At 71.8% G+C, this 21,468-nt stretch carries 17 protein-coding genes; 9 read left to right on the forward strand and 8 right to left on the reverse strand.

What is annotated here, in order from left to right; genetic code table 11:
• The first annotated feature begins 61 nt into the window (after window positions 1-61).
• Window positions 62-955, forward strand: coding sequence for an alpha/beta fold hydrolase (locus ACRAKJ_RS09130; protein WP_438919977.1), 894 nt, complete (start codon window positions 62-64; stop codon window positions 953-955).
• 1 nt (window position 956) lies between these two features.
• A complete protein-coding gene (locus ACRAKJ_RS09135) occupies window positions 957-2,402 on the forward strand; it encodes an MFS transporter (protein WP_438919978.1) in 1,446 nt (481 codons plus the stop codon).
• Between the two features lie 1,227 nt (window positions 2,403-3,629).
• Here the strand turns inward: ACRAKJ_RS09135 and ACRAKJ_RS09140 are convergent.
• From ACRAKJ_RS09140 to ACRAKJ_RS09150, 3 genes are all read right to left on the reverse strand, one after another.
• Window positions 3,630-3,821 (reverse strand): hypothetical protein, encoded by a 192-nt coding sequence (locus tag ACRAKJ_RS09140; RefSeq protein ID WP_438919979.1) that lies wholly within the window; start codon window positions 3,819-3,821, stop codon window positions 3,630-3,632.
• 394 nt (window positions 3,822-4,215) lie between these two features.
• Window positions 4,216-4,815 (reverse strand): DUF2867 domain-containing protein, encoded by a 600-nt coding sequence (locus tag ACRAKJ_RS09145; RefSeq protein WP_438919980.1) that lies wholly within the window; start codon window positions 4,813-4,815, stop codon window positions 4,216-4,218.
• A gap of 14 nt (window positions 4,816-4,829) precedes the next feature.
• Complete coding sequence (locus tag ACRAKJ_RS09150) at window positions 4,830-5,414, reverse strand: molybdopterin-dependent oxidoreductase (protein ID WP_438919981.1); 585 nt, start codon at window positions 5,412-5,414, stop codon at window positions 4,830-4,832.
• 161 nt (window positions 5,415-5,575) lie between these two features.
• Here ACRAKJ_RS09150 and ACRAKJ_RS09155 point away from each other — a divergent pair, with 161 nt between their 5' ends.
• Window positions 5,576-6,178 carry a TetR family transcriptional regulator gene (locus ACRAKJ_RS09155; RefSeq protein ID WP_438919982.1) on the forward strand — a complete coding sequence of 201 codons (603 nt, stop codon included), beginning with the start codon at window positions 5,576-5,578 and terminating at the stop codon, window positions 6,176-6,178.
• Window positions 6,179-6,198: 20 nt separating this feature from the next.
• On the opposite strand, the gene ACRAKJ_RS09160 is transcribed toward ACRAKJ_RS09155, so the two are convergent.
• Complete coding sequence (locus tag ACRAKJ_RS09160; RefSeq protein ID WP_438919983.1) at window positions 6,199-6,399, reverse strand: hypothetical protein; 201 nt, start codon at window positions 6,397-6,399, stop codon at window positions 6,199-6,201.
• Window positions 6,400-7,157: 758 nt separating this feature from the next.
• Here ACRAKJ_RS09160 and ACRAKJ_RS09165 point away from each other — a divergent pair.
• The 5 genes from ACRAKJ_RS09165 (at window position 7,158) to ACRAKJ_RS09185 (ending at window position 13,622) form a co-directional block, all read left to right on the forward strand.
• On the forward strand, window positions 7,158-8,357 hold the full coding sequence (locus ACRAKJ_RS09165) for a hypothetical protein (protein ID WP_438919984.1): 1,200 nt from the start codon (window positions 7,158-7,160) through the stop codon (window positions 8,355-8,357).
• A gap of 125 nt (window positions 8,358-8,482) precedes the next feature.
• Window positions 8,483-10,690 carry a tetratricopeptide repeat protein gene (locus ACRAKJ_RS09170; RefSeq protein WP_438919989.1) on the forward strand — a complete coding sequence of 736 codons (2,208 nt, stop codon included), beginning with the start codon at window positions 8,483-8,485 and terminating at the stop codon, window positions 10,688-10,690.
• On the forward strand, window positions 10,681-11,673 hold the full coding sequence (locus tag ACRAKJ_RS09175; protein ID WP_438919985.1) for a protein phosphatase 2C domain-containing protein: 993 nt from the start codon (window positions 10,681-10,683) through the stop codon (window positions 11,671-11,673). Before ACRAKJ_RS09170 ends, ACRAKJ_RS09175 begins: the two co-directional genes overlap by 10 nt.
• A complete protein-coding gene (locus ACRAKJ_RS09180; RefSeq protein ID WP_438919986.1) occupies window positions 11,670-12,947 on the forward strand; it encodes a VWA domain-containing protein in 1,278 nt (425 codons plus the stop codon). The genes ACRAKJ_RS09175 and ACRAKJ_RS09180 overlap by 4 nt, the downstream gene beginning before the upstream one ends.
• 150 nt (window positions 12,948-13,097) lie before the next feature.
• A complete protein-coding gene (locus ACRAKJ_RS09185) occupies window positions 13,098-13,622 on the forward strand; it encodes an FHA domain-containing protein (RefSeq protein ID WP_447008912.1) in 525 nt (174 codons plus the stop codon).
• A 41-nt stretch (window positions 13,623-13,663) separates the two neighbouring features.
• Here the strand turns inward: ACRAKJ_RS09185 and ACRAKJ_RS09190 are convergent, their stop codons facing one another.
• The 3 genes from ACRAKJ_RS09190 to ACRAKJ_RS09200 form a co-directional block, all read right to left on the reverse strand.
• Window positions 13,664-14,650 (reverse strand): glutamate ABC transporter substrate-binding protein, encoded by a 987-nt coding sequence (locus tag ACRAKJ_RS09190; RefSeq protein WP_447008913.1) that lies wholly within the window; start codon window positions 14,648-14,650, stop codon window positions 13,664-13,666.
• Window positions 14,647-15,843: a hypothetical protein gene (locus ACRAKJ_RS09195; protein ID WP_438923853.1), complete on the reverse strand. Its 1,197-nt coding sequence runs from the start codon at window positions 15,841-15,843 to the stop codon at window positions 14,647-14,649. The genes ACRAKJ_RS09190 and ACRAKJ_RS09195 overlap by 4 nt, the downstream gene beginning before the upstream one ends.
• Window positions 15,844-16,288: 445 nt before the next feature.
• Entirely contained in the window at window positions 16,289-17,959 is a 1,671-nt protein-coding gene (locus ACRAKJ_RS09200; protein WP_438923852.1) for an RICIN domain-containing protein, read from the reverse strand.
• Window positions 17,960-18,574: 615 nt separating this feature from the next.
• Here ACRAKJ_RS09200 and ACRAKJ_RS09205 point away from each other — a divergent pair.
• Window positions 18,575-18,958 carry a glucuronyl esterase domain-containing protein gene (locus tag ACRAKJ_RS09205; RefSeq protein ID WP_438923851.1) on the forward strand — a complete coding sequence of 128 codons (384 nt, stop codon included), beginning with the start codon at window positions 18,575-18,577 and terminating at the stop codon, window positions 18,956-18,958.
• Window positions 18,959-19,274: 316 nt separating this feature from the next.
• Here ACRAKJ_RS09205 and ACRAKJ_RS09210 read toward each other — a convergent pair whose 3' ends face one another.
• On the reverse strand, window positions 19,275-21,224 hold the full coding sequence (locus ACRAKJ_RS09210) for a cytochrome b5 domain-containing protein (RefSeq protein ID WP_438923850.1): 1,950 nt from the start codon (window positions 21,222-21,224) through the stop codon (window positions 19,275-19,277).
• Window positions 21,225-21,468: the final 244 nt, after the last annotated feature.

Below are 21,468 nucleotides of genomic sequence, written 5' to 3' on the forward strand. Positions count from 1 at the left end.
GAAAGCCCATTCGTCAGATATGTGAGTCGATAGCGGCGGCGGGCGGACGTCAACTGGTTCCATGACCGTGAACTCCCTGACCGGCGGGCGTGGTGGGCCGGCCGGCACCGTGTTCGTGCTCGTCCACGGCGCCTGGCACGCCTCTTGGCAGTGGGCGGCGACCCAGCGGGCGATGGCCGGAGCGGGCGTCGCGAGCGTCGCCGTCGAGCTCCCCGGTCACGGCTTCGACGCGCCGTTGCCCTCGGGCTACCTGCGGCCGGGCCAACCCGGCCTGTCGACCGAGAAGTCGGCGCTGGCCGCGATGACCATGGACGACTTCGCCAACGCGATCATCGACACCCTGCGTCGCGTGCGGCACTACCGCACCGTCGTGCTCGTGTCGCACAGCGCGGGTGGTGGGCCCGCATCGCTGGCCGCCGAACGTGCCCCCGGACTCGTCGACCGGGTGGTGTACCTCTCGGCGTTCGTGCCGGCCGGTCGCCCGCGGTTCTTCGACTACCTCAGCGCAGAGCAGAACGCGGGCGCGCTCGGGCAGGGCTTGCCGCTGGGTGATCCGGCCGTGATCGGCGCGGTGCGCATCAACCCGCACTCGGACGACCCGGCGTACGTGGAGGAGCTGCGCCGCACCCACTACCACGACACCCCGCCCGAACGATTCGACCGCTGGCGCCTCGCGCTGAGCCCCGACCTGCCGCTCGCGATCCCCGGCAGCCCGGTCGAGGTGACCCGCGAGCGGTGGGGGCGGATCCCGCGCACCTACCTGCGCTGTGGCGAGGACCGGGCCGCGCCGCCGGCCCTGCAGGACCTGATGATCACCGAGGCGGACGAGGCGATGCCGGACAACCCGTTCGTCGTCGCGACGCTCGCGTCCAGCCACACGCCGTTCGCCGCTCACCCGGTCGAACTCGCGAACGAGCTGATCGCGGCTGCCGGTCTGCGCACGCACGCCTACTGAGATGACACCGTCCGAACCCGCCGCGCAACCTCGTGCGCTCGTTCTGCCCGTGGTGCTGAGCGCGACGTTCGTGCAGCTGCTCAACGTCACCATCGCGCAGGTGGCCGCGCCGGCGATGCAGCAGGACCTGGGGGCGAACTCCGGTGCGCTCCAGCTCGTCGTCGCCGGCTACACGCTCACCTACGCCTGCCTGCTCCTCGTCGCGGCGCGGCTCGGGGAGCGGTACGGCTACCGGCGGGTGTTCGTGGTGGGCATGGCCGTGTTCGCGCTCGGCTCCGCGGCGTGCGCCGTCGCCCCCTCCGCGGGTGCCCTGGTCGCGGCCCGGCTCGTCCAGGGAGCGGGCAGCGGCCTGGTGGCGCCCCAGGTGCTCTCGCTCATCCGGACCGCGCTGCCGTCGTCGCGGCAGGCGCGTGCACTGGGCGCGTTCGGGGCCACCATGGCGGTCGCGTCGCTGGCCGGACCGCTGCTCGGTGGTCTCGTCATCGGGGCGGACCTGATGGGGCTCGGCTGGCGGCCGATCTTCCTGGTGACCCTCGCGGTGTCGGTCGTGGCGCTCGCCGGGGCGGTGGTCCTGCCGCCGCAGCGCACGACTCACCCGTCACCGCTCGACGGGCTCGGCGCGGTGCTGGCGACGAGCGGGTTCGGGCTGTTCGTCCTCCCGCTCGCCCTCGGCCGCGAGGCGGGGTGGCCGGGATGGACCTGGGCGTGCCTCGCCGGGGCCGCGCTCGCCTTGGGAGCCTTCGCCGTGACCCAGCGCCGCAGGCCCGACCCGTTGGTGCACCCGGCCGTCTACCGCGACCGGACGACACGATCGGGCCTCGTCCTCGTCTTCGTGTTCAACGCGGGCGTGCCCTCGTTCACCTTCCTGCTGTTCCTCCACCTGCAGTCCGCGCTGGGCCACTCCGCGCTCACCGCCGCACTGTTCTCCGCGCCGTTCGCCGCAGCGGCCGTGATCGGGAGCCGGGCGGCCCCGCGCCTCTCCCGCCGTCACGGCACCCGGCTGCTCACGGCTGCGGCACTGGTGCTGGCTGCGGTGATGGCCGCGCTCGGTGCCGTCATCGGATCGGCGTCCCACGGGTGGGTGGCACCGGTGGCGCTGGCAGCAGGTGGTGCCGCGTTCGGCGCCTTCACCGCCTCGGCGTTCACCGTGGTGCTGGCCCAGGTCGACGCCGACGCCACGGCGTCGGCCGCGGGTCTGCTCCCGACCGCTCAGCAGCTCGGCGGCTCGATCGGGGTCACCCTGGCCGGGCTCGTGTACTTCGCCGTGCCCGCCGACCTGAGCACCGGGTTCCGGCTCGCACTGCTGTACGAGGGCGCGGTCTTCCTGCTGACCGCCGCGCTGACCCTGCTACCGGGCTCGGCCCCGGGCGCAGTGCGGAAGCGGACTGCACGTGCCTTGGCGTCGGCAGCGGACACATCGCCCGGCTCCGGGCCGCCGGGGCGGTGACCGGACGGTGGTCCCTGCGCACACCTCTGCCGGCGGCTGCCGCACGCCGACACTCGTCGGCTCCCGGTGGTCTCCGGATCGAGTGGCCCCAATCGACCGGCCGGACCCAGCCGCGGCTACCGTCCCGGGCAGACACCGGCCACGCAGACGCCTCTGAGGTGGCGGACTCCGGCACATCGACTTCCACCGTTCCCGCGTACCCGGGGTTGGGCGGGATCGTGTGCGAGAGCCCGCCCGCCTGGTCCATGCACGAGCCGGGCCGGGCGTCGTGAACGAACCCGTCCGCGCCAAGACCCTTGAGCGAGAACGGGTCGATGACGTCCTCGCACTCGTACCCGGCCAGTTCGCCGATCTTCTTCGACACGAACCCTGCGCCGCCAGGCTCTTCTTGGCCGATGTGGTGGCCGCGGCAGCTGCAGTGCTGCTCGGGGTCGGGCTGGGCGCCGGACCGGTGGTCTCAGCGGTCGGCCCCGTACACGCGGCGAGCAGCACGAGCGCAGGGAGGACGGCGGCACGGGCGACGATCAACAGCATGGCGGGCTCCTCGGCGGCGTGTGTCACCCGTCCGTCCACATCGGAGCTGGTTGCGGAGCGTCACGGGACTCGTCCACGTGCCGATCCACCACCGGCCGGACCGGTCAGCGCGACCCGTGCGGACGGCACGACCGAGGAACTGCCACCGGAGGAGGCAGTGAAGAGCCCGCCGCTGAAGCGCCGCCGAAGCGCCGCGGGACGCCCGCCAAGCCGGCGGCCGAGCCGGTGTCGGTCGAGCAGGTGCACCCCGAGCGAAATGCGTTCGTACCGGCGAACCAGCGCGGGCGTGCTCGGCGCGGTTGGGTTCGCAGCGGTCAGGGCTCGTTGCCACGCGGCGTCCGTGACGCTTGGCCAGTGGCTTGCCCATGCAGCCAGGCGCAGCGGAAGTGTCCGCGCTGCGTCGCCTTCGACCGCCACACCCCACAACTGGTCGCGGCCTTGCGTAGATCGTGACCTCAGCCGGTCGGTCGGGCGGTGGGCCACCGCACGGCTTCCTCGCCGTCGTGCACCACGCGGCTGATGCGCGGGACCCGGACTCCACTGAGAACGGCCTGGATGCCCGCGTCGGCTAGGGCGGCGTCGAACAGTGCCGGGAACTTGCCCAGGGTGCGGTGGGGTGTGCAGTGGCGCCGAGGACGCGGACCCGGCGACTGGAGTGTTCGATCACCGCGAGCACATACAGGCGGGCTCCGTTCAACATGCGTCGGCCTGCGAGCGGAGAGAGGCCGACCAGGTCGTCGGGGTGCGCTCGGGAGCCGGATCGACCCTGGTGTCCTGGAGCACCTGCCAGATGGTGGAGGCTGCGACCTTGATGCCGAGGACGAGGAGTTCGCCGTGGATGCGGCGGTAGCCCCAGGTGGGATTCTTGCGCGCCAGACGCAGCACCAGGAGCGGACGGTTCGTGGTCGGCCGGGACGCTTGGGTCGTGACCTGGCCGCGTGGGGGCGGGCGAGTAGGTCGCGGTGCCACCGAGTCGGCGTTGCAGAACAGTGGCCTGGTGCCGCAGCGCCAGAACCTCCAGGTCCTTGTCCCGGTCGCTCATGGGCGCAGGCGCAGCAGCGCGAACGTGTTGGTCACGCTCAGGTAGGCCAGTCGGAGCAGCACAGCCGGTCATCATGCCGCGTCGGCCGACGGCACTGCGGATGGCAGTTGTGCCCGTGAGCGCTTGACGCCTCTTGAGGACATGTACGTCCTCTGCCTGCGCGGATGAGTTTTCGGCAGGCGCAGCGTGCCCGCGGACGGGAGGGCCGTGTCGACAACGCCGCGTGCAAGATCTCGGCTAACGCGCGCCGCGTCGTTCGGCCCAGGACCGTTCGAGGTATCGCATGAGCGCCGGATAGACGATCGCGTGGCGGAACGGCTTGATGAACGCCATGTACGCCTTGCCAACGGCGCCGCGCGGCTTGACGTAGACGGTCATCTGCCCCTGATACCGGCCACCGCCCTGGTCCACCCAGGCGAGGTGCATCACGCCGTACGTCGTCCGGTTCGACATCTCGTCGGCCAACTCGGTGTCGGTGAGGTACAGCGGACGGAATGGCTTGTCCGTGAGGTGGGAATCCGTCACCGTGTCGCGGAGTTCCGCCGGCACTCGGCCGATCAGCGACGGCTCGTCGGTTCCGGGGATGGGCGGCCAGGCGCCGGCGTCGTCCGCCGACGTCGAGATGCGCCCAAGTCCGAACACGCGGCCGAGCAGGTCGCGAATTCCCCACAGCAGGCGCACCGGCAGCGGCGCCGAGCCGGGAAAGTCCATGGCTTTCATGAGGTCGATGACGGCCCCGAAGTCGTCGGGCCCGCCAGTGACGGGGAGGGCCCAGACGTCCTCGACGTCGAAGTCGTGGACGATGTCGTCGATGATCCATCGCTGGGTCTTCGACATGTCATCGGGTGCTTTCACTTTCCCTGCGCTCCTTTCGCGCAGAGATAGCGGATCGGGCGGATGAGGGCGCGGAAGAACGGCCGGACCAGCCGTCCGGCGATGCGGCTGTGGCGTTCCTCGTGCCAGACGCGTGCCCGCGGGTGCGCCTCGACCACCCGGTCGAGGATGCCGGCACCGAGACGGTGTGTCGGCAGCGCCGAACACACTTCAACGATGCGGAGGTGCTTGATGCTCATGTGGCCGTACTGCGCCGGGCTTACCAGCCGTATCGGAGCGCCGTGGTCACCGTCGAGAGGGCGTCCGTTCAGCCGGTCGGCCAGCAGTACGTCGTCGGCGAGCGCGTCCCGCCACTCGACCACGGACGCGACGCCGTCCATGCCCTCGAACGCCAGGTGGGTGACGGTGATCCCGGGCTCCAGTTCGGGTTCGACGAACCGGCGACAGAAGTCGGCGAACCGCACGCCTTCCCAACGCAGGTCGGTCGCGGTCCAGCCGGCAACGCAGTGGAAGTCGGCCACGATCTCGTTCCGGGGCAGCTGGGACAGGTCCGCCAGCCGCACCTCGGCGGAGGTTCGCACCGCGCCGCTGATGGTGATCACCGGGTCCTCGGGTACGGGAGGCGGCGGCCGGTGCAGGTGTGTTCCAAAACGCGGAAGTCCCTCCACGCGGCGTTGCCCTGGCGGAAGTGTCTTCATCATCGCGGCCCCCTCGCCGACCGACGGTCGTTCACCGACCGACGGTCAGTCTTTATGCTTGCCGGATGAGTGTCAAGCGGCTTCGGGACCGGCAAGCAGAGGCGACGCGTGAGCTGCTGATCGCGATCGCACGGGAGCGGTTCGTAGAGCAGGGCTTCGCGGCGACCGCGATCGACGACATCGTGCAGCGGGCCGGCATCGCGAAGGGTGCGCTCTACCACCACTTCAAAGGCAAGGACGCGCTGTTCAAGGCGGTCTACGACGTCGTGCTGGACGAGACCGCCGAGACCGTGTTGGCCGCGGCGATGGCCGAACACGATCCGTGGGCCGCGGTGCGAGCGGGTTTGTCCGCGTTCCTCGATGCCTGCTTGCAGCCGGCGTTCCGGCGGGTCGTGATCATCGACAGCGTGGCAGTGCTGGCCGCCAACTCGTGGGAAGGCGGCATGGAGGGCGTCGAGCTTCCGATGTTGCGTACCGTGCTGAGCGCGCTGGTGGACACCGGCACCCTGCCAGACGTCGCGCTCGACCCGTTGGCGCACGTCGCGCTGGGCGGCCTCTACGGCTCAGCGCTGTACATCGCCCGAGCCGCCGATCCGCAGGCCGCTCGCGCCGAGGCGGACACGGTCCTCGACGTCGTCCTGCGCGGTGTGCGAGCCGTCGCCACCTGACCGTGTACCTGCCGAAAACGTCATCCGTGCGGTTCAGGCGGCGTGGTGGTACTCGTTGAGGATGCCGCTCGGTCGCGGATCAGGAAGCGCACGTGTCGGCTCTCGTCTTCGAGGTCCACGACGAGGTTCCCGGTGGCTTGGGTGACCCGGGAGGCGGTCGGGTGTGCGGTGGCGCCGAGGATTGTGATCCGGTGGCTGGTGTGCTCGATCACCGCGAGCACGTACAGGCGGACACCGTTCGACGTGCGGGTTTCGAGGAATTCGCAGGCCGGTAGCGCGTCGGCTCGCGAGCGGAGGAAGGTCGACCAGGTCGTCGAGGTGCGCTCGGGAGAGGGGTCGATCCCGGCGTTCTGGAGGATCTGCCAGACGGTGGAGGCGGCGACCTTGATGCCGAGGCGGTGCCGGCGCAGGATCGTCTCCGGACGGACCAGCAGTCGGAGTCGATGAAGCGTGGCGGCCGGGAGTCGGTGCAGCGGTGCCGCTGGGAATGCGCGGTCGCCGGGGAGAACCGCGGGCGGGCGTCTCCGAGTTGCCGTTCCAGGATGGTGACCTGGTGCCGTAGCGCCAGGATTTCCACGTCCTCGTCCCGGTCGCTCATGGGGAGCAGCATGCCCGCGGGCCATTCCGGGGCCGTGTCCTGACCGCGCTTCCCACCTGCCTGGGCGGAGTTGTCGGCAGGCGCACCGTTCGGACCTCCGCGTCAGGAACCCGCCGCTTGGTCGGTGTTCGACGAGAACCTCGACCGCGTCGTCCGCGAGTTCCTCCCCCAGGGCGTCACCATCCCCGGCGGGGTGTTCGCCGAGCTCTTCGAAGTGAATGCTTCGACCGCCTGGGCTCGCCGGGGTGGCGGGGGCTTTCGGGGCACCGGACCAGGCCGGCGCGAAGAGGTCCTTGGCGGGCGGGGTGTCGGATAGTCTGCGAAGACGCTCACGGAGTCGTTGACGCGGATGGTGTACAGGATCGTTCGAACGGACGTGCGTTGACGGACAACGAAGCTGCTGCGTTAGTCAGGGCCCTCGACCGGCACCAGGTCGACGCGACTGCCATGGCCAACGCGCTCGTCGAACTCGACGGGCACCCGGGGCACCGGCTCTTCACCTCCACCTTGTCCTCGGGGATCACCGCCGAGAGGTGGACCGCGGCTGAGGTCGTCTTCGCGGGCTTGTGGCGGGACTTCGACACTTACCGCGCGGTGCTCGACGCCGCCGAACGGGTTCGGGGACGGCGCTCCAAACTCGGGCCGGCGGAGGTCGCCGAACTGCGACAGCTGCTGGTCGAACCGTCCGTCGAGGTGTCCCGGCGGGCCGTGCCGCTGCCTGAGCGCGGGTTGACCGGGGCCGCCGAGCAGATCGAGTCGATCACCCTCGCGGCGCTGGCAGCCCGGATGAACGATGGGTACCGGCAGGTCAGCGAGCTGGCCGTGCGGTGCGACGAGCTCAATACCGCCACCCTCAAGGCTCTCGCGCCGCTGCTGGAGCAGGCGCGACGACTCGCCGAAGACGACGCCGCGCTGGAACAAGAGCCGGCCCCGGTGGTGCTGCGAGTCCACGAGATCGAACAGCTCGCGGGCAACGACCCACTTGCGTTGGCCGACCGATCGCTCCACGACACCCTGGCCCGGCTCGGTGCCGAACTCGCCGAGGAACGCGCGCGGGTCGACCGGGTGCTCGTGCTGCGGGAACGCTGGGAGCAGGCGCGGACCGACCTCGTCGATGCCGCGCGAGCGCTCGCCGACCTGCGGGTGGCCACCGCCGACGACTACGCGGCCGCCGCCGAGCGGGTCGTCGGCGAATTGCCCGCCCTGCCGGTCGACAGAGCACCGCGACTCCAGGCCGCGGTAGCGCGGCTGGACGACCTGAGCTGGGTCAAGCGCGATGCCGAGGTGATCGAGGTGCGGCGTGATCTCGCGGCCGCCGCCGCGGAACTGCGCGCGGCCCGTCAGCTGGCCACGGGGTTGTTGGAGCGGCGCGAGGAACTGCGCGGACGATTCGGCGCCTACCAGGCCCGGGCTGTTCGGCTGGGGTTGGCCGAAGAAGACGCGGTGATGGTCGTCGCCGAGCGCATCAAGGCGGCGTTGTGGCGGCGGCCGTCCGATCTGGCCGCTGCCACCAGGGACTTGGCGGACTTTCGCCGGCTGCTCGTGGAGCCCGGCACGGACACCGGAGGCAGGTCGGCATGAGCCAGGGGGATCGTTGCGCGCAGCCGGGTTGTGGCGGTGCGATCGACGGCGGTTACTGCGACACGTGCGGGATGGCCGGTGCGGTGCCGGTGAGCGCGCCCGTGCCCGTACCGGTGTCGCAGCCGGTGTCGAGTGCGTGTTCGCAGCCGGCTTGTGGCGGTGCGATCGACGGCGGCTACTGCGACACGTGCGGGATGGCCGGTGCGGCCTCCGCTAGGTCGGAGACCGCCGCCTCGTCCTCGACCAGCAGGCTCAGCGGCCGGGCGTCGCGGCGGACCGGCGCCACCTCCACCGCTCATGCCTCGTCCCGGCGCGGTGGCGGTCTCGGCGCCGGGCTCGTCGACGTCCCCCCGGTGCCCGTGGTCGACCCCGTCGCGGCCATCCTCGAAGACCCGCAGGTCGCCGAGAGCAAGCGGTACTGCGGCAAGTGCGACCAGCCCGTCGGCCGCGGCAAGGACGGCAAACCCGGTCGGCTGCGCGGTTTCTGCCCCACGGACGGCACCCCGTTCAACTTCGTGCCGTCGCTCGCCCGGGGAACGCTCGTCGGCGGTCAGTACCTCGTCCAGGGCTGCCTCGCGCACGGCGGGCTCGGCTGGATCTACCTCGCCACCGACCGCAACGTCAACGACCGGTGGGTCGTGCTCAAGGGACTGCTCGACATCGACGACCCGGCCGCGCGCGCCGCCGCCGAGGCCGAGCGGCGGTTCCTCGCCGAGGTGAACCACCCGAACATCGTCATGATCCACAACTTCGTGGAGCACCCCGACGACGACGGCAAGCCCGTCGGCTACATCGTGATGGAGTACGTCGGCGGCTCGTCGCTGCGCAAGCTCGTGGAGGACCGGGGCAAGGCAGTCGGTCAGCGCCTCGCGCCGCTGCCGCTGCCCCAGGTCATCTCCTACGGTTTGGAGATCCTGCCCGCGCTCGGCTACCTGCACGGCCAGGGCCTGGCCTACTGCGACCTCAAACCGGACAACGTGATCCAGTACGAACGCCGGCTCAAGCTGATCGACATGGGCGCGGTCGTGCCGTTCGGGAACGCCGACGGCTTCGACTGGTACGGCACGCCCGGCTACCAGGCGCCGGACTTCGAGTCCGGGGGACCGTCGCCGGCCGCCGACATCCACACCGTCGGGCGCACGCTCATGGTGATGGCGCTGGGCACGTCGCCGTTGCGCGGCGGCAAGCCGGTGCCGTTGCCCGACCCGGCGACCGAGCGGCTGCTCGCCCAGCACGAGTCGTTCCACCGGGTGTTGCTGCGCGCCACCGACCCCGATCCGAAGCGGCGCTTCGCCTCCGCCGAGGAGATGGCCGACCAGCTGACCGGCGTGCTGCGCGAGGTGCTCGCCGCCGAGGACGGCAAAGCGCGCCCCGGTGTGTCCACGGTGTTCGGTCCGTCGCCATCGGTGTTCGGCATCGGCCTGCTGGGCGACGTGGGCAGCCCTGGCCGCCCCGACCCGGTGGCGGTCGCCCCGGCGCTGCCGGTTCCGCTCGTGGACACCACCGACCCGGCGGCCGGGCTGCTCGCCACGGCGTCGTCGGCGGCGCCGGAGGAGATCCTGCGCCTCGCGGCCGTCACCCCGACGCCCAGCGTCGAACTGCGGCTGCGGGTGATTCGCGCGCACCTGGAAGTCGGCGACGTCGGTTCGGCCCGTGAAGCGTTGCGGCGGCTGCGAACCGACTTACCCGGCGACTGGCGCTGTGATTGGTTCACGGGGGTGGCGGCCTTGACCGCCGGTGACGCGCGGGCCGCCACTGCCGCGTTCGACACCGTGCTCGCGACGCTGCCCGGCGAGTCCGCGCCGAAGCTGGCGCTGGCCGCGGCGGCCGAGTGCGCCGGCGACGACGCCGTGGCCGGCCGCTACTACCTCCAGGTCAACCGGCCGAATCCGGACGTCGCCGACGCGGCGTTCGGCCAGGCGCGGGTGGCGTTGCGCGCCGGTCGGCCCGAGGTGGCGCTGGCCGCACTGGACACGATCGCGCCGACCTCGAGCCAGTACGTGACCGCGCAGACCGTCGCGGTGCGGGTGGTGATCGGCGGTCCGGTCGACGAGGGCGTGCTGCGCGCGGCCGCCGACCGGGTCGGCAGGCTCACCCTGGACCGGGCCACGGGGCACGAGGTGCGCGCGTCGGTGTTCAGGGCCGCGTTACCGCTGGTCACGGCGACCAACGGGACTCGCCCGCCGCTGCTCGGCAGTTCCTGGACCGAGCACGGCGTACGGGCCGCCTTGGAGACCGAGCTGCGGGCGGGCGCCCGGCTGGCCGCCGACGAGGACACCAGGGTCGACCTGGTCGACCTGGCCAACGCCATCCGGCCGGTGTCATGGGTGTGAACGCGCGGGCCGGCGGTTGCCCGGCGTGCGCCGAACCGGTCGGGCGAGGGGATCGGTTCTGCGAGGCGTGCGGTAATTCGTTGCTGCGCAGGGGCAGCACCTCCGCCGAGGCCGCCACGAAGGACGTCGTGCGGAAGTGCCCGGCGTGCGGCACGGTGAGCGGGACCACGACCGGGTACTGCGACGAGTGCGGGTTGCGCCTGCCGGACCCGGCCGATCGGACGACCATCGACCTCGGCGCCTTGGCCGGTGTCAGCGACCGGGGCTTGGTGCACCACCGCAACGAGGACGCGATCGCGCTCGGCCGCCTGCTCGACGGCACCACCGCCGCTGTGGTGTGTGACGGTGTGTCCACCACGAGGCAACCCGAACGCGCCGCCCGCGCGGCGTCCGAGGCGGCGCTGGCGGTGCTGCTCGGCGTGGACGCGCCGGTGGAACCGGTCTCCCGCGTCCGCGCGGCGGTGGAGGCCGCGGGTACCGCTGTGGCCACGTTGGACGGTTCGAACCCCTCGCCGGACGGACCGTCCTGCACGCTCGTGGCCGCCTACGTCGCCGACGGCGAGGTGACCGTCGGCTGGGTCGGTGACAGCCGGGCGTACTGGCTCGCCGGCCCGGCCGGCCGCTTGCTCACCCGCGACCACTCGTGGGCCGCCGAGGTCGTCGCGGAAGGGCTCATGGACGAGGCGACCGCGTTCGCCGACCGCCGCGCGCACACGATCACCCGCTGGCTGGGCCCGGACGCGCGGCCCGATCCCGACGTCGTCTCCGTGCCCCACGACGGCGTGGGAACCCTGCTCGTCTGCTCGGACGGTCTGTGGAACGAGGTGCCGGAGGCCGAACGGATCGGCGGGTTCGCGGCGGGTGCGGGGGATGGGGCGACACCACTGGCCGTCGCCAACCGGCTCACCGAGGTCGCACTGGCCGCCGGCGGCCGGGACAACATCAGCGTCGTCGTCATCCCGTTGGAAGGAGTGCAGGTATGAGTGCAGGAGCAGAGTTCGTCGTCACCGTCGACCAGAACGCCTACCTCTCGCTGGGGGCGACCAGGGTGGACGCGGTCGTGGCGGTGACCGCCACCGGGGACGCGACCCCCGCGGTGGCCACCGCGGCGCTGGAGCTGCTGATCATCGACACCTCCGGGTCGATGCAGGGCGACCGGATCGCCTCGGCGCGCGCGGCCACCGCGGTCGCGGTCGAGCAGTTGCGCGACGGTGTGCTGTTCGCCGTGATCTCCGGCGCGACCGGCGCACGGCAGGTCTACCCGAAGCGGGGCGCGGCGCGGGCCGACCCCCGGACCAGGGCCGAGGCCGTCGCGGCGGTGCGCAAGCTCTCCGCGAGCGGGGGCACCGCGTTCTCCAACTGGCTGAACCTCGCGCGGCAGATCGCCGAGCAGCACCCGCGGGCGATCCGGCACGCGCTGCTGCTCACCGACGGCCAGAACGGCGACGGTCCCGGTGTGCTGGAGCAGACCGTCGAAGAGTGCGTCGGCGTGTTCAGCTGTGACTGCCGCGGCGTCGGCACCGACTGGAACGTCGCGGAGGTGCGCAAGATCGCGTCCGCCCTGCTGGGCACGGTGGACATCGTGGCGAAGCCGGAGGACCTGGCCGCAGACTTCCACGCGATCATGAACTCCGCGATGGGCAAACGGGTCGCGGACGTGTCGTTGCGGCTGTGGACGCCGAAGGGCGCGCAGGTGAAGTTCATCAAGCAGGTCGCGCCGGAGGTCGAGGACCTGACCGCGAAGCGGGTGCAGACCGGGCCGATGCACGGCGACTACCCACTCGGTGCGTGGGGCGCGGAGAGCCGCGAGTACCACGTGTGCGTCGAGGTGCCCACGCAGGCGGTCGGCGCGGAGATGCTCGCCTGCCGGGCGATGGTGGTCCGCGGCGGCTCCGCGGAAACCCTCGCGCAGGGCCTGGTCCGGGCTCTGTGGACCGACGACGACGCGTTGTCGGCCAAGGTCAGCAGGAAGGTCGCGCACTACACCGGGCAGTCGGAGTACGCGGACGCGGTCGAGCACGGGCTCGCCGCCCGTCGCGACGGCGACGAGCACACGGCCACGCTGCGCCTCGGTCGCGCGGTCGCGCTGGCCACCGCGGCGGGCGACCGGGAGAAGCTGGAGATGTTGGCGAAGGTGGTCGACGTGGACGACGCCGCGACCGGCACCGTGCGGTTGAAGAGCAAGGTCTCCGACGAGGCCGAGATGGAGTTGGACATCCGATCGCGGCGGACCAGCCGGGTCCGCGGCGAGGGCTGAGCCGTGCCGGTATGCGCGGCCGGGCACGATTCGACGGCCACCGACTACTGCGACGTCTGCGGCCTCGTGCTCGGGGCCGCCTCGCCACCGGTACCGCTCCCGGAGAGGTCGGGACCTGCGGCGTCGGTGGCTCCGGCGCCGGAGGCCGGGATGACCTGTGCCGGCTGCGGGGTGGCGAGGGAGGGCAGGTTCTGCGAGGAGTGCGGGCTCGACAACGACCTGCCCGCGCCTCCGCCACCTTCCGTCGCGGCCGAGCTGGCGCGGTCGCGCTGGACGGCCGTGGTGCGGGCGGACCGCGCGTGGTTCGACGAGGTCCGCCGCCGTGAGGGTTCGGAGGCGGCGGGGATGGACTTTCCGCTCTACCACCCGGAACGCCGGTTCGAGCTGGACCGCGAGCAGGTCACGATCGGCAGGCGGAGCCGCTCGCGCGGTACCAACCCGGAGATCGACCTCGGCAGCCCCCCGCTGGATCCGGGGGTGTCCTCGCAGCACGCGGTGCTGGTGGCCCGGTCCGACGGAGGCTGGGACGTCGTCGACCTCGGTTCGACCAACGGCACCTCGGTCGGTGGCACGACCGAGGTGATCGAGCCCAACACCCCGGTCGAGGTGCCGGCCGGGGTGCCGATCCGGCTCGGTGCGTGGACCGTGATCACCCTGGAAGGACCTGGGTCGTGAGTGGCGATCCGGGTGAGAACCCGGATCGCCACTCACGACCCTCAGTCGCGGTAGCGGGCCGACGGGATCGGCGGCACCGGGTTCAGCTGGGCGCCCAGCCACTTCTGGGCGCTCGCGGCGAGACTGCCGTCGACGCGGCCGCGTTCGAGCAGCTTGTTGACGAAGCGCACCAGGTCCGGCTGCCCAGGCTGCATCCCGACGCCGTAGTAGGCGTTGGCCAGTGGCCGGCCGACGACCTCGGTCTGCGGGTCCTGCGCGGCCATCCCGGCGAGGATGCCGTCGTCGCTGGACACCGCGTCGACCCTGCCCTGCTGCAACGCGACCATGCAGTGGGGGATGCCTGCCATCGTCACCACGTCCAGTCCGTACTCGGGCTTGCGCAGCACGACCTCGGTGGTGGAGCCGATCGACGTGCAGACCTTCTTGGCCGCCAGCTGCTCGATCCCGTCCACACCGGACTTCGCCGGGACCAGCAGTCGCTGCGTCGCGTCGTAGTAGCCGGTGGAGAACTCCACCGTGCGTTGCCGGTCGCAGGTCGCGCTGAACGTGTTGACCACGACGTCGACCTGGCCCTGCTCGATCAGGAGCGCCCGGTCGGCGACGTCGCGCACGACGTACTGGACCTTGTCCGGATCGCCGAGGATCGCCGCGGCGATCATGCGGACGATGTCGATGTCGGCGCCTTCGAGCTGCCCGGTCTGCGGGTTGCGGTAACCGAGCAGGTACTTGCCCTGGTCGACGCCCGCGATCAGCCGGCCGCGTTGCTGGATTTTCGCCATGGTCGAGCCGGAGGGCATGGCGCCGGGCGGCGGCAACGGGTCCGACGGGCGCAGGCTGTCCTTGATGGTGCCGCACTCCCCTTGCTTCACCGGCGGCGGCTTGGTGCCTGCGTCGTCGGTGGTCAAGGCCACGGAATCGTTGCCGTGCAGGGAAGGCAGGGCGATGCTGCCCATCGACAACACCGCGGCGACGGCGAGAACGACCACCGGCCGCCGGACGTCGATCTTGACTTTCGCCGGACCGGTCATCGGTACTCCTCCACTCGGCGTGCGATCCCGATCGCGAATCCGGCAGCCGCCAACGCGAACAACACCGCAGGGCCGAACCCGAGCCATGTCGTCGCGTCGCTCGCGTCACCGGTCGCGGCGGACAGCCGGGCCCGCGCGGTGCCACCCGCGTCGCCGACGGCCTTGTCCAGCGCGGTGAAAGCGGAACCCGAGCCGGACGGGTCGGTGCCGACGGCGGACCGGACGGCGTCGGCGTAGCGGCCCTCGTCGTCGGCCGCCCGCAGCTCCTTGTGCGCCTTGACCCAGTTGTCGGTCGCCGTACGGATGCCGGCGACGTCCACCCCGTTGTCCTCGGCGACGGCCAGCGGTCCGCCATCGGCCAGCAACCGGTCGACCTGGTCGGTGAAACCGTCGTCGGACGCGCTGCCGCCGCTGCGGGCGACCAGCACGAGACTTTCGTTGCTGCGGGCCTGGAGGACGAGCTTGCCGGCCTCGTCCAGCGCGGTCGCCGCCTCGCCGGCCTCGCCGGCGTCGGCCAGGGCGGTGTCGGTGGACACCGTGGCAGCCACCCACCACAGCAGCCCGGCCACGACCGCGAGGATCGCGGCGGCGACGCCGAGGTTCAGCCTGCGGCGGGTCCGCCGGAACTCCTTGCGGGAGAAGTCGAGTGCGATGAACAGCAGCGCCAGCCCGAACACCACGACCGCGATCGGCAGCGCACTGGCTCGCTGGTGGTCGGCGTTCAGCGCGCTCATCTCGCTGTGGCGCAAGGACTGGGCCGCGGGCAGCAGCTCGGTGCGCATCTGCGAGGACGCCTGCGCCAGGTAGGACTGGCCGAGTGGCAGCCCCTGCCGGTTGTACGTGCGCGCCGTCTCGATGAGCCCGGTGTAGGTGGGCAGCCCGGTGATCATGGTGTCCAGCGGCTTCGCCGCCGGGTCGTCCGGCGGGATCAGCCGGGACGCCTCCGCGAGTCGCCGGCCGGCGCGGGCGATGTCGGCGTCGTAGCGAGTGCGGATCGTGGGAGGCTCCTGGCCGGACGAGACGTAGCCGCTGGTGGCCATCGCGTCGGCGTCCGCGAGCGCCTGGTAGATCTCGCCCGCGGCTTGTGCCAACGACGCGTCGCGGTTGCCCGCGTCGTCGATCGCGCCGACCCGCGAGGTGCCGCCGACCAGGCTGATCACGGCGGTGACCAGGCAGGCGAGCGTCAACACCACGCCGATGCGGCGTAGCTGCGCGGGTGTGCGCGGCCCGGTCCACTGTGAAAGGCGAGACCGCTGTCGCACGGTCGCACGACCGGCCGATGGCGGCGCGGCGGCCGGAATCTGCGTCGTCATGGGTACCCCCTCGGCAAGCTGCCGATCCTAACCGGCCGAGGGCGACCACCACCGCCCTTCTGATGGTGTGCCTGGGGTGATCCGGGAAGTCCACGTGCCGCTTCGCCCTGCCGCACGAGCGACACCTGCTCAACCAGTAGCAGCGGCAAGGCCGCGACCGGTCCTTCAGCTCGAATCGTTGATCACGCGATCAGCTGCGGAACCGCTCGTTCCGCAGGCCCGCCGCGTGCGGCCGGTCGGCGCCGGTGCTGCGCTCGGGCCTTCACGTCGAGACGGCGGCTACCGGGCCGGGGTGGCTCGGTAGCCGCCGTGCGAAGCCCTGGTACTAGCAGCTGCCGTTCGACTCCTTCATGCCCGTGTTGGCGCCTGCCGTCTGTCCGACGATGGTCGGCACGCAGGCGGCCTGGTCGAGCGTGAAGCTGTAGGGGATGCCGACCGTGGTGGTGGACTTGACGTCCGGCCCGGCGGGCTTGTGCTCGCTGTCGGGCGTGGACCAGGTCACGTTGTCGAAGATGTTGCCGCTGACCTGCCAGTAGCCGGCCTCGGCGGTGTAGAAGGTCCCGAGGACGTCCTTGGAGTTCTTGAAGTAGTTGTTGTCCACCCTGGCCTTCGCCCCGGCGCGGGAGTTGATGCCGGACTCGTTGAGGCTCACGTAGTAGTTGTTGTACATGTGGCCAATGCCGCCGCGCAGCAAGGGCGCACGGGAGTCGATGTTCTCGTAGAGGTTGTGGTGGTAGGTGACGAACCCGTTCGAGCGGTCGCTCTCGCTCGACCCGACCAGCCCGCCGCGCCCGGAGTTGCGCAGGGTGCTGTAGGACAGCGTCACGTACTGCGTGTTGTCCTTCATGTCGAAGAGACCGTCGTAGCCCTCCGACTCACCGCCCGACGCCAGCAGGGTGGTGTGGTCGACCCAGACGTTGCGGACGTTGCTCTCCATGCCGATGGCGTCGCCGCCGTTGGACGTGGGGGAGCCGGACTTCTTGACGTTGCGGATGGTCACGTTCCGGATGATGATGTTGCGCGAATCGCGGATGTGGATGCCCAACTGGTCGAAGACCGCTCCGCTGCCGACGCCGATGATCGTGACGTTGCTGATCTGCTTGAGCTCGATCACGCCAGAGGCGGTCGAGCAGCTGCCGCCCGACACCTGAGTGGTGTTGCCGTGGTTGATCGTCCCCTCGACCTCGATGATGATCGGGGTCGAGCTGCTCGCCCGGCCGCACAGGGCCGCGTGGATCTGCGTTCCCGTGGTGGCCCGGACCCTCGCCCCGCCCTGACCGCCCGTGGTCCCGCCGTTCTGGGACGCGAAGCCGGTCGCGGTGCCCGTGGCCGGCGGGTTCGACGTCGTGGTGGTCGAGGTCGTGGTCGACGTCGTCGTGCTGGTTGACGTCGTGGTGGACGTGGAAGTGGAAGTCGACGTCGAGGTCGGCACACCGCTCGCCGGGGTCAGCGTCCACTGCTTGGTGGCCACGCTGTCGCAGGAGTTGATCTGCACCCCGGCGCCGACGGCGGTGGAGCTGTCCTTGATGTTCATGCACTTGGTGCTGTTGGTGTCGACCAGGCGGTAGTTGCTGCCGCTCGCGGTCGCCGTCCAGGTCTGGCCGGGGCCGCCGGTGCACGCGACCTGCTGGACCGCCTTGCCCGCAGACGTGGACGCGTCCTGCACGCCGACGCACAGACCCGTGGCGACCGAGCTGATCCGGTACCCGCCGCTGACCGCCGTGAGCTTCCACTGCTGGCTGCTGTCGCTGCCGCACGACGCCTGCTGGAGCTGGACCCCCGCGACCGTGGTCCCGTCGGGAACGTTGAGGCAGTGTCCGGTGCCCACGTTCTTCACCGTGTACGTGCCCGCGCCGATCGCCGCCGAAGCGGTCGTGATCGGCCAGGCGACGAGCGTGGCGGCCAACGCCGTGACGCCCGCCGCTGCTGCCAGGCCCGCGCGCCATCGCGCGCCGCGCGGCCGTGCGGCTCGCGTGGCGGGAGGTTGAACATTCATCGACTACTCCGCTTCTGACCTACCCGGACGCCGGAACTGGCGGTGGCGACTATTCGGCCCGCTGGCGAAAAATTCACCGGCACGCGATGGCCAATGCCGCGCGTCCTAGGTACTTCCTCACGTCGTTGTGGGAAACCGATTTCCTGTCGGATGCTAGATGGCCCGGAAGTGGCCGGTCAATAACAGCTTCGGCGGTTGGCGTCGGGTAAGTGTCGAATGCGATCGAACGCCCAGTTCAAAGGCGGTCGAGTCGATCACCCACCAGCTGGGAGGTCAATGCGGGCAGTCATACTCGTGAACAGATCCGACGGGTTCCGATCACACTTGTGAACAATTGAGGCACGGGTGGTCGCATTCAGCCCGGCAGTGGCCGCCGAGAACCAGTCCGCACCATGCCCGCGGAACCGGAAGTGCGCCCGCAGCGCGTCGGCACGCAATCCGGCAGCAGCCGCGCTTCCTGGTCGTCATCACGCTCAACCCGCCGGCGGCCGGTGCGACCGGCCGCGGGTACGCCGAGGTGGGCATCACCCCGAACAGCATTGCCGCGGACAGCACGTCGAAGACCGGCGCGTTCTGGAGCCTCTACCCCGGCGCGGACACCGGTGTGCTGACGGCGTGCGCCGAGCGCTGGACGCGTTGCGCTCCGTCCCGCAGGTCGACACCACGAAGGTGGGCGTGTCGGGCCACTGCCGGTACGGCAGGGCGGCGGTGGTCGCCGGGGCGTTCGACGACCGCATCGCGCTGACCGTGCCCGGCTCCTCCGGGACCGCCGGCATGGGCGACTACCGGTACTCCTTCACCGACAACGGCAGCGACTCCGCGGACAAGTGCCTCAAGGGCTTGCCGGTCAACCGCACGTTCGACGACTTCTTCGCGACCAGGCGCCGGTGCCATCGCGGGACGGTGCCCGGTGTCACCAAACGGTGCTCGTGCAGCAGCCGGGGGAGTCGGCGCACCAACGCGGCGAGCACCGCGCGATCCTGCCTCTACGGCCCATGATGCGCGATCACCGCAGCTCAGCGCTCAGGTGCAGAGTTGTGGAACCCCACACCCCGGCGGCGTCCACGTCGACCGACCGGCGAGGACGTCACCGGGTGCGTGGGCGGTGGCGCGGGCATCCTGCTGGACGACCTGCGCAGCCGCTGCGGGACCGGCCGCGACCTCAGGCTCGACCGCAGCCGGTCGGCTGGGCCTGGCCTTCCAGGTCGGCGCACTCCTCCGAGCCGGTAACCCCGCCGGCCGGTCCCGGTCACGCCGTCGCACGGGAGGGCACAACCCCACCCCGCCCGTGCGACGGCCCCTGCTCACGGACGTGTCAGCCGGACCGCGAGTGGTCCCGCACGGCTCGGGTCAGCGAGTCGTGCAGCTCCACCAGGCGCTCGGGTTCGCCCGCCTCGACCGCTTCGACACCCAGCCGCACGGTCTCCCGCACACCGTGCAGCAACGCCGCGTCGCGCGCCGCTGCCCGCCGCCACTCCTCGTCCGCCGCCGACAGGGCGGCGGGGTCGCCCGCTCGTTCCAGCCGCTCGTACAGCCCGCTCGGGGCGGGCGGGGCGATGTCCGGCGCGGGCAGCCCGAGGCTCGCCGCCAGCTCCGCGAGCGTCTCGCCGGCGAGCGCGGGGAGGATGCGCTCGGTGAACCGCTCGTGCGCCTCGACGGCGAACTGCAGCGTGTACGGGGTCAGCTCGCCGGGGGCGGAGGCCAGGCTGGTCCGCGAGTCGCGGATGCCGAGGTCGGTGACCAGCACGTTGCCCTGCTGCGTCAGCGCGGTCGCCCAGCGGAGCCACACCTCGTGCAGCGGGTCTGCGGGGACCGCTTCCAGCTCGCCGATCACCATGCGGGAGGCCAGCGCGCGGATGCCCCTGCGCTCGTGGTGCCCGACGTGCTCGTACGCCGCGGTGGAGTCCGTGCCGAGGTAGGTGGCCAGCGGGGCGACGCCGCCGGGGTGGGAGCGCAGGAAGTCGGTGACGTCCAGCACCTCGCCGTGCAGCGCGATCCACTGCCGCTCGGCCCCGCGGTGGTGCCGCAGCAGCTCCGACGGCGCTATCACGCGGTCCCGGGCCGCGGTCCCGCCCGCCTCCGCCGCGGTGGTGGGCGCGTCGGGCCGCTCGCCGCGGGACGCGGCCAGCTCCTCGCCGACCCGCCGCGCCGCGGGGAAACCGGAGATGGTGACGTCCCGGCCGACCCGGAACGAGGTGTCCAGGTAGCCCGCCACCTTCATGCGGTGCCGGGCGAGCAGCCCGTTGCGGCCGCTGTAGCGGGTGCGCAGGCCGGTCAACGCGCGGTCGAGCGCCGGGTGCCCGGCCTGGTCGGCGTAGCGGCTGATGCCGGCCGCGGCGACCGCCTCGATCAGCCGCCGCCAGTGGGGCGGGTAGTTCTGCCGCAGCTTGGCGGCCTCCTCGCCGATGAAGGAGCGGTAGCCGGTGCGGCCGATGACCGCGTCGGTCAGGTGGAACATCGGCGACGCGGTGCCGCTCGGCCCGAGCCCGCCCTTGACCAGCGGCACCGCCAGGGGCGCCACGGTCTTGGCCCACACCACCGGGTCGACGTGGAACCGGCTGCCCGGCCTCGGGTCGATCTTGGGCAGGCCGCGCCGGGTCACCTCGCCGATGGTGTCCGCCATCAGCTCCAGCTCGGCCGCCACCGCGGGCGCGTCGTCCGCGGCGACGGCCGTGCACGCCCGCGCCGACGCGCCGACCAGCGGTGTGCCGCGGGCGAGCATCTCCAGCTGGGTCAGGTAGAAGAACTGCTCCTCGTCCACGCCGACGGTCGGCACCAGCAGCCGGAGGTCCTCGACCCGCACCGGACCGGGGCGCCGGGGGTCGAGGTGCCGCCAGTTGGCCACGACCAGGTCCACGTAGGACAGGAACGGCGTCGTGCGGCCCAGTCGGGCGCAGACCCGCTGCCACGGCACGAGGACCGGCTCCGGGGTGGGCGTCCCGTGCCGGGGCTCCACCCGGTGGTAGGCGTGCACGAGGATGCCCAGCACGGTCGCCGCGCGTTGCAGCGCGTGCTCCGGCAGCGCGTCGACGTCGAGCCGGGGCAACGACTCCAGCGCGCGCCGCAGCTCCAGCCGCGCGTACAGCTCGGGCAGCTCGTCGGCGACCTCGTCCCACAGGCGGTGCGAGTCGGGCAGCCGCAGGGCGGGCGGTCCGGGGACGAACCCGCGTTCCTCGGACAGCGGTCCCCGGTTCTCGTGGCCCAGCCGCGAGTTCTCCCGGTCGGCGGACCGGATGAGGTCCGCCGGGGTGGTCGTCGTGGTCACCACGACCTCCTGTGCGGGGCGGCCGGGTTCGGCGACCGGTCGCGGCCCAACGGCCCACGGGTCGCGTGCGGGGTGCCAACCTGATCGAAGACCTTCATGCCCCCTTTTCAGCACAGCGGTTCCGGGAGCGGCAACGAGCCGGGGCGGTGGTCCGGTCGGACAGCGCCCGAGTGGTCCGACCGGGTCGGGTGGCCGTCGTGTCAGGTGGGCCGTCGCGCCAGGTGGGCCGTCGCGCCGGGCGGGC

The organism is Saccharothrix sp. DSM 118769, assembly GCF_052936295.1.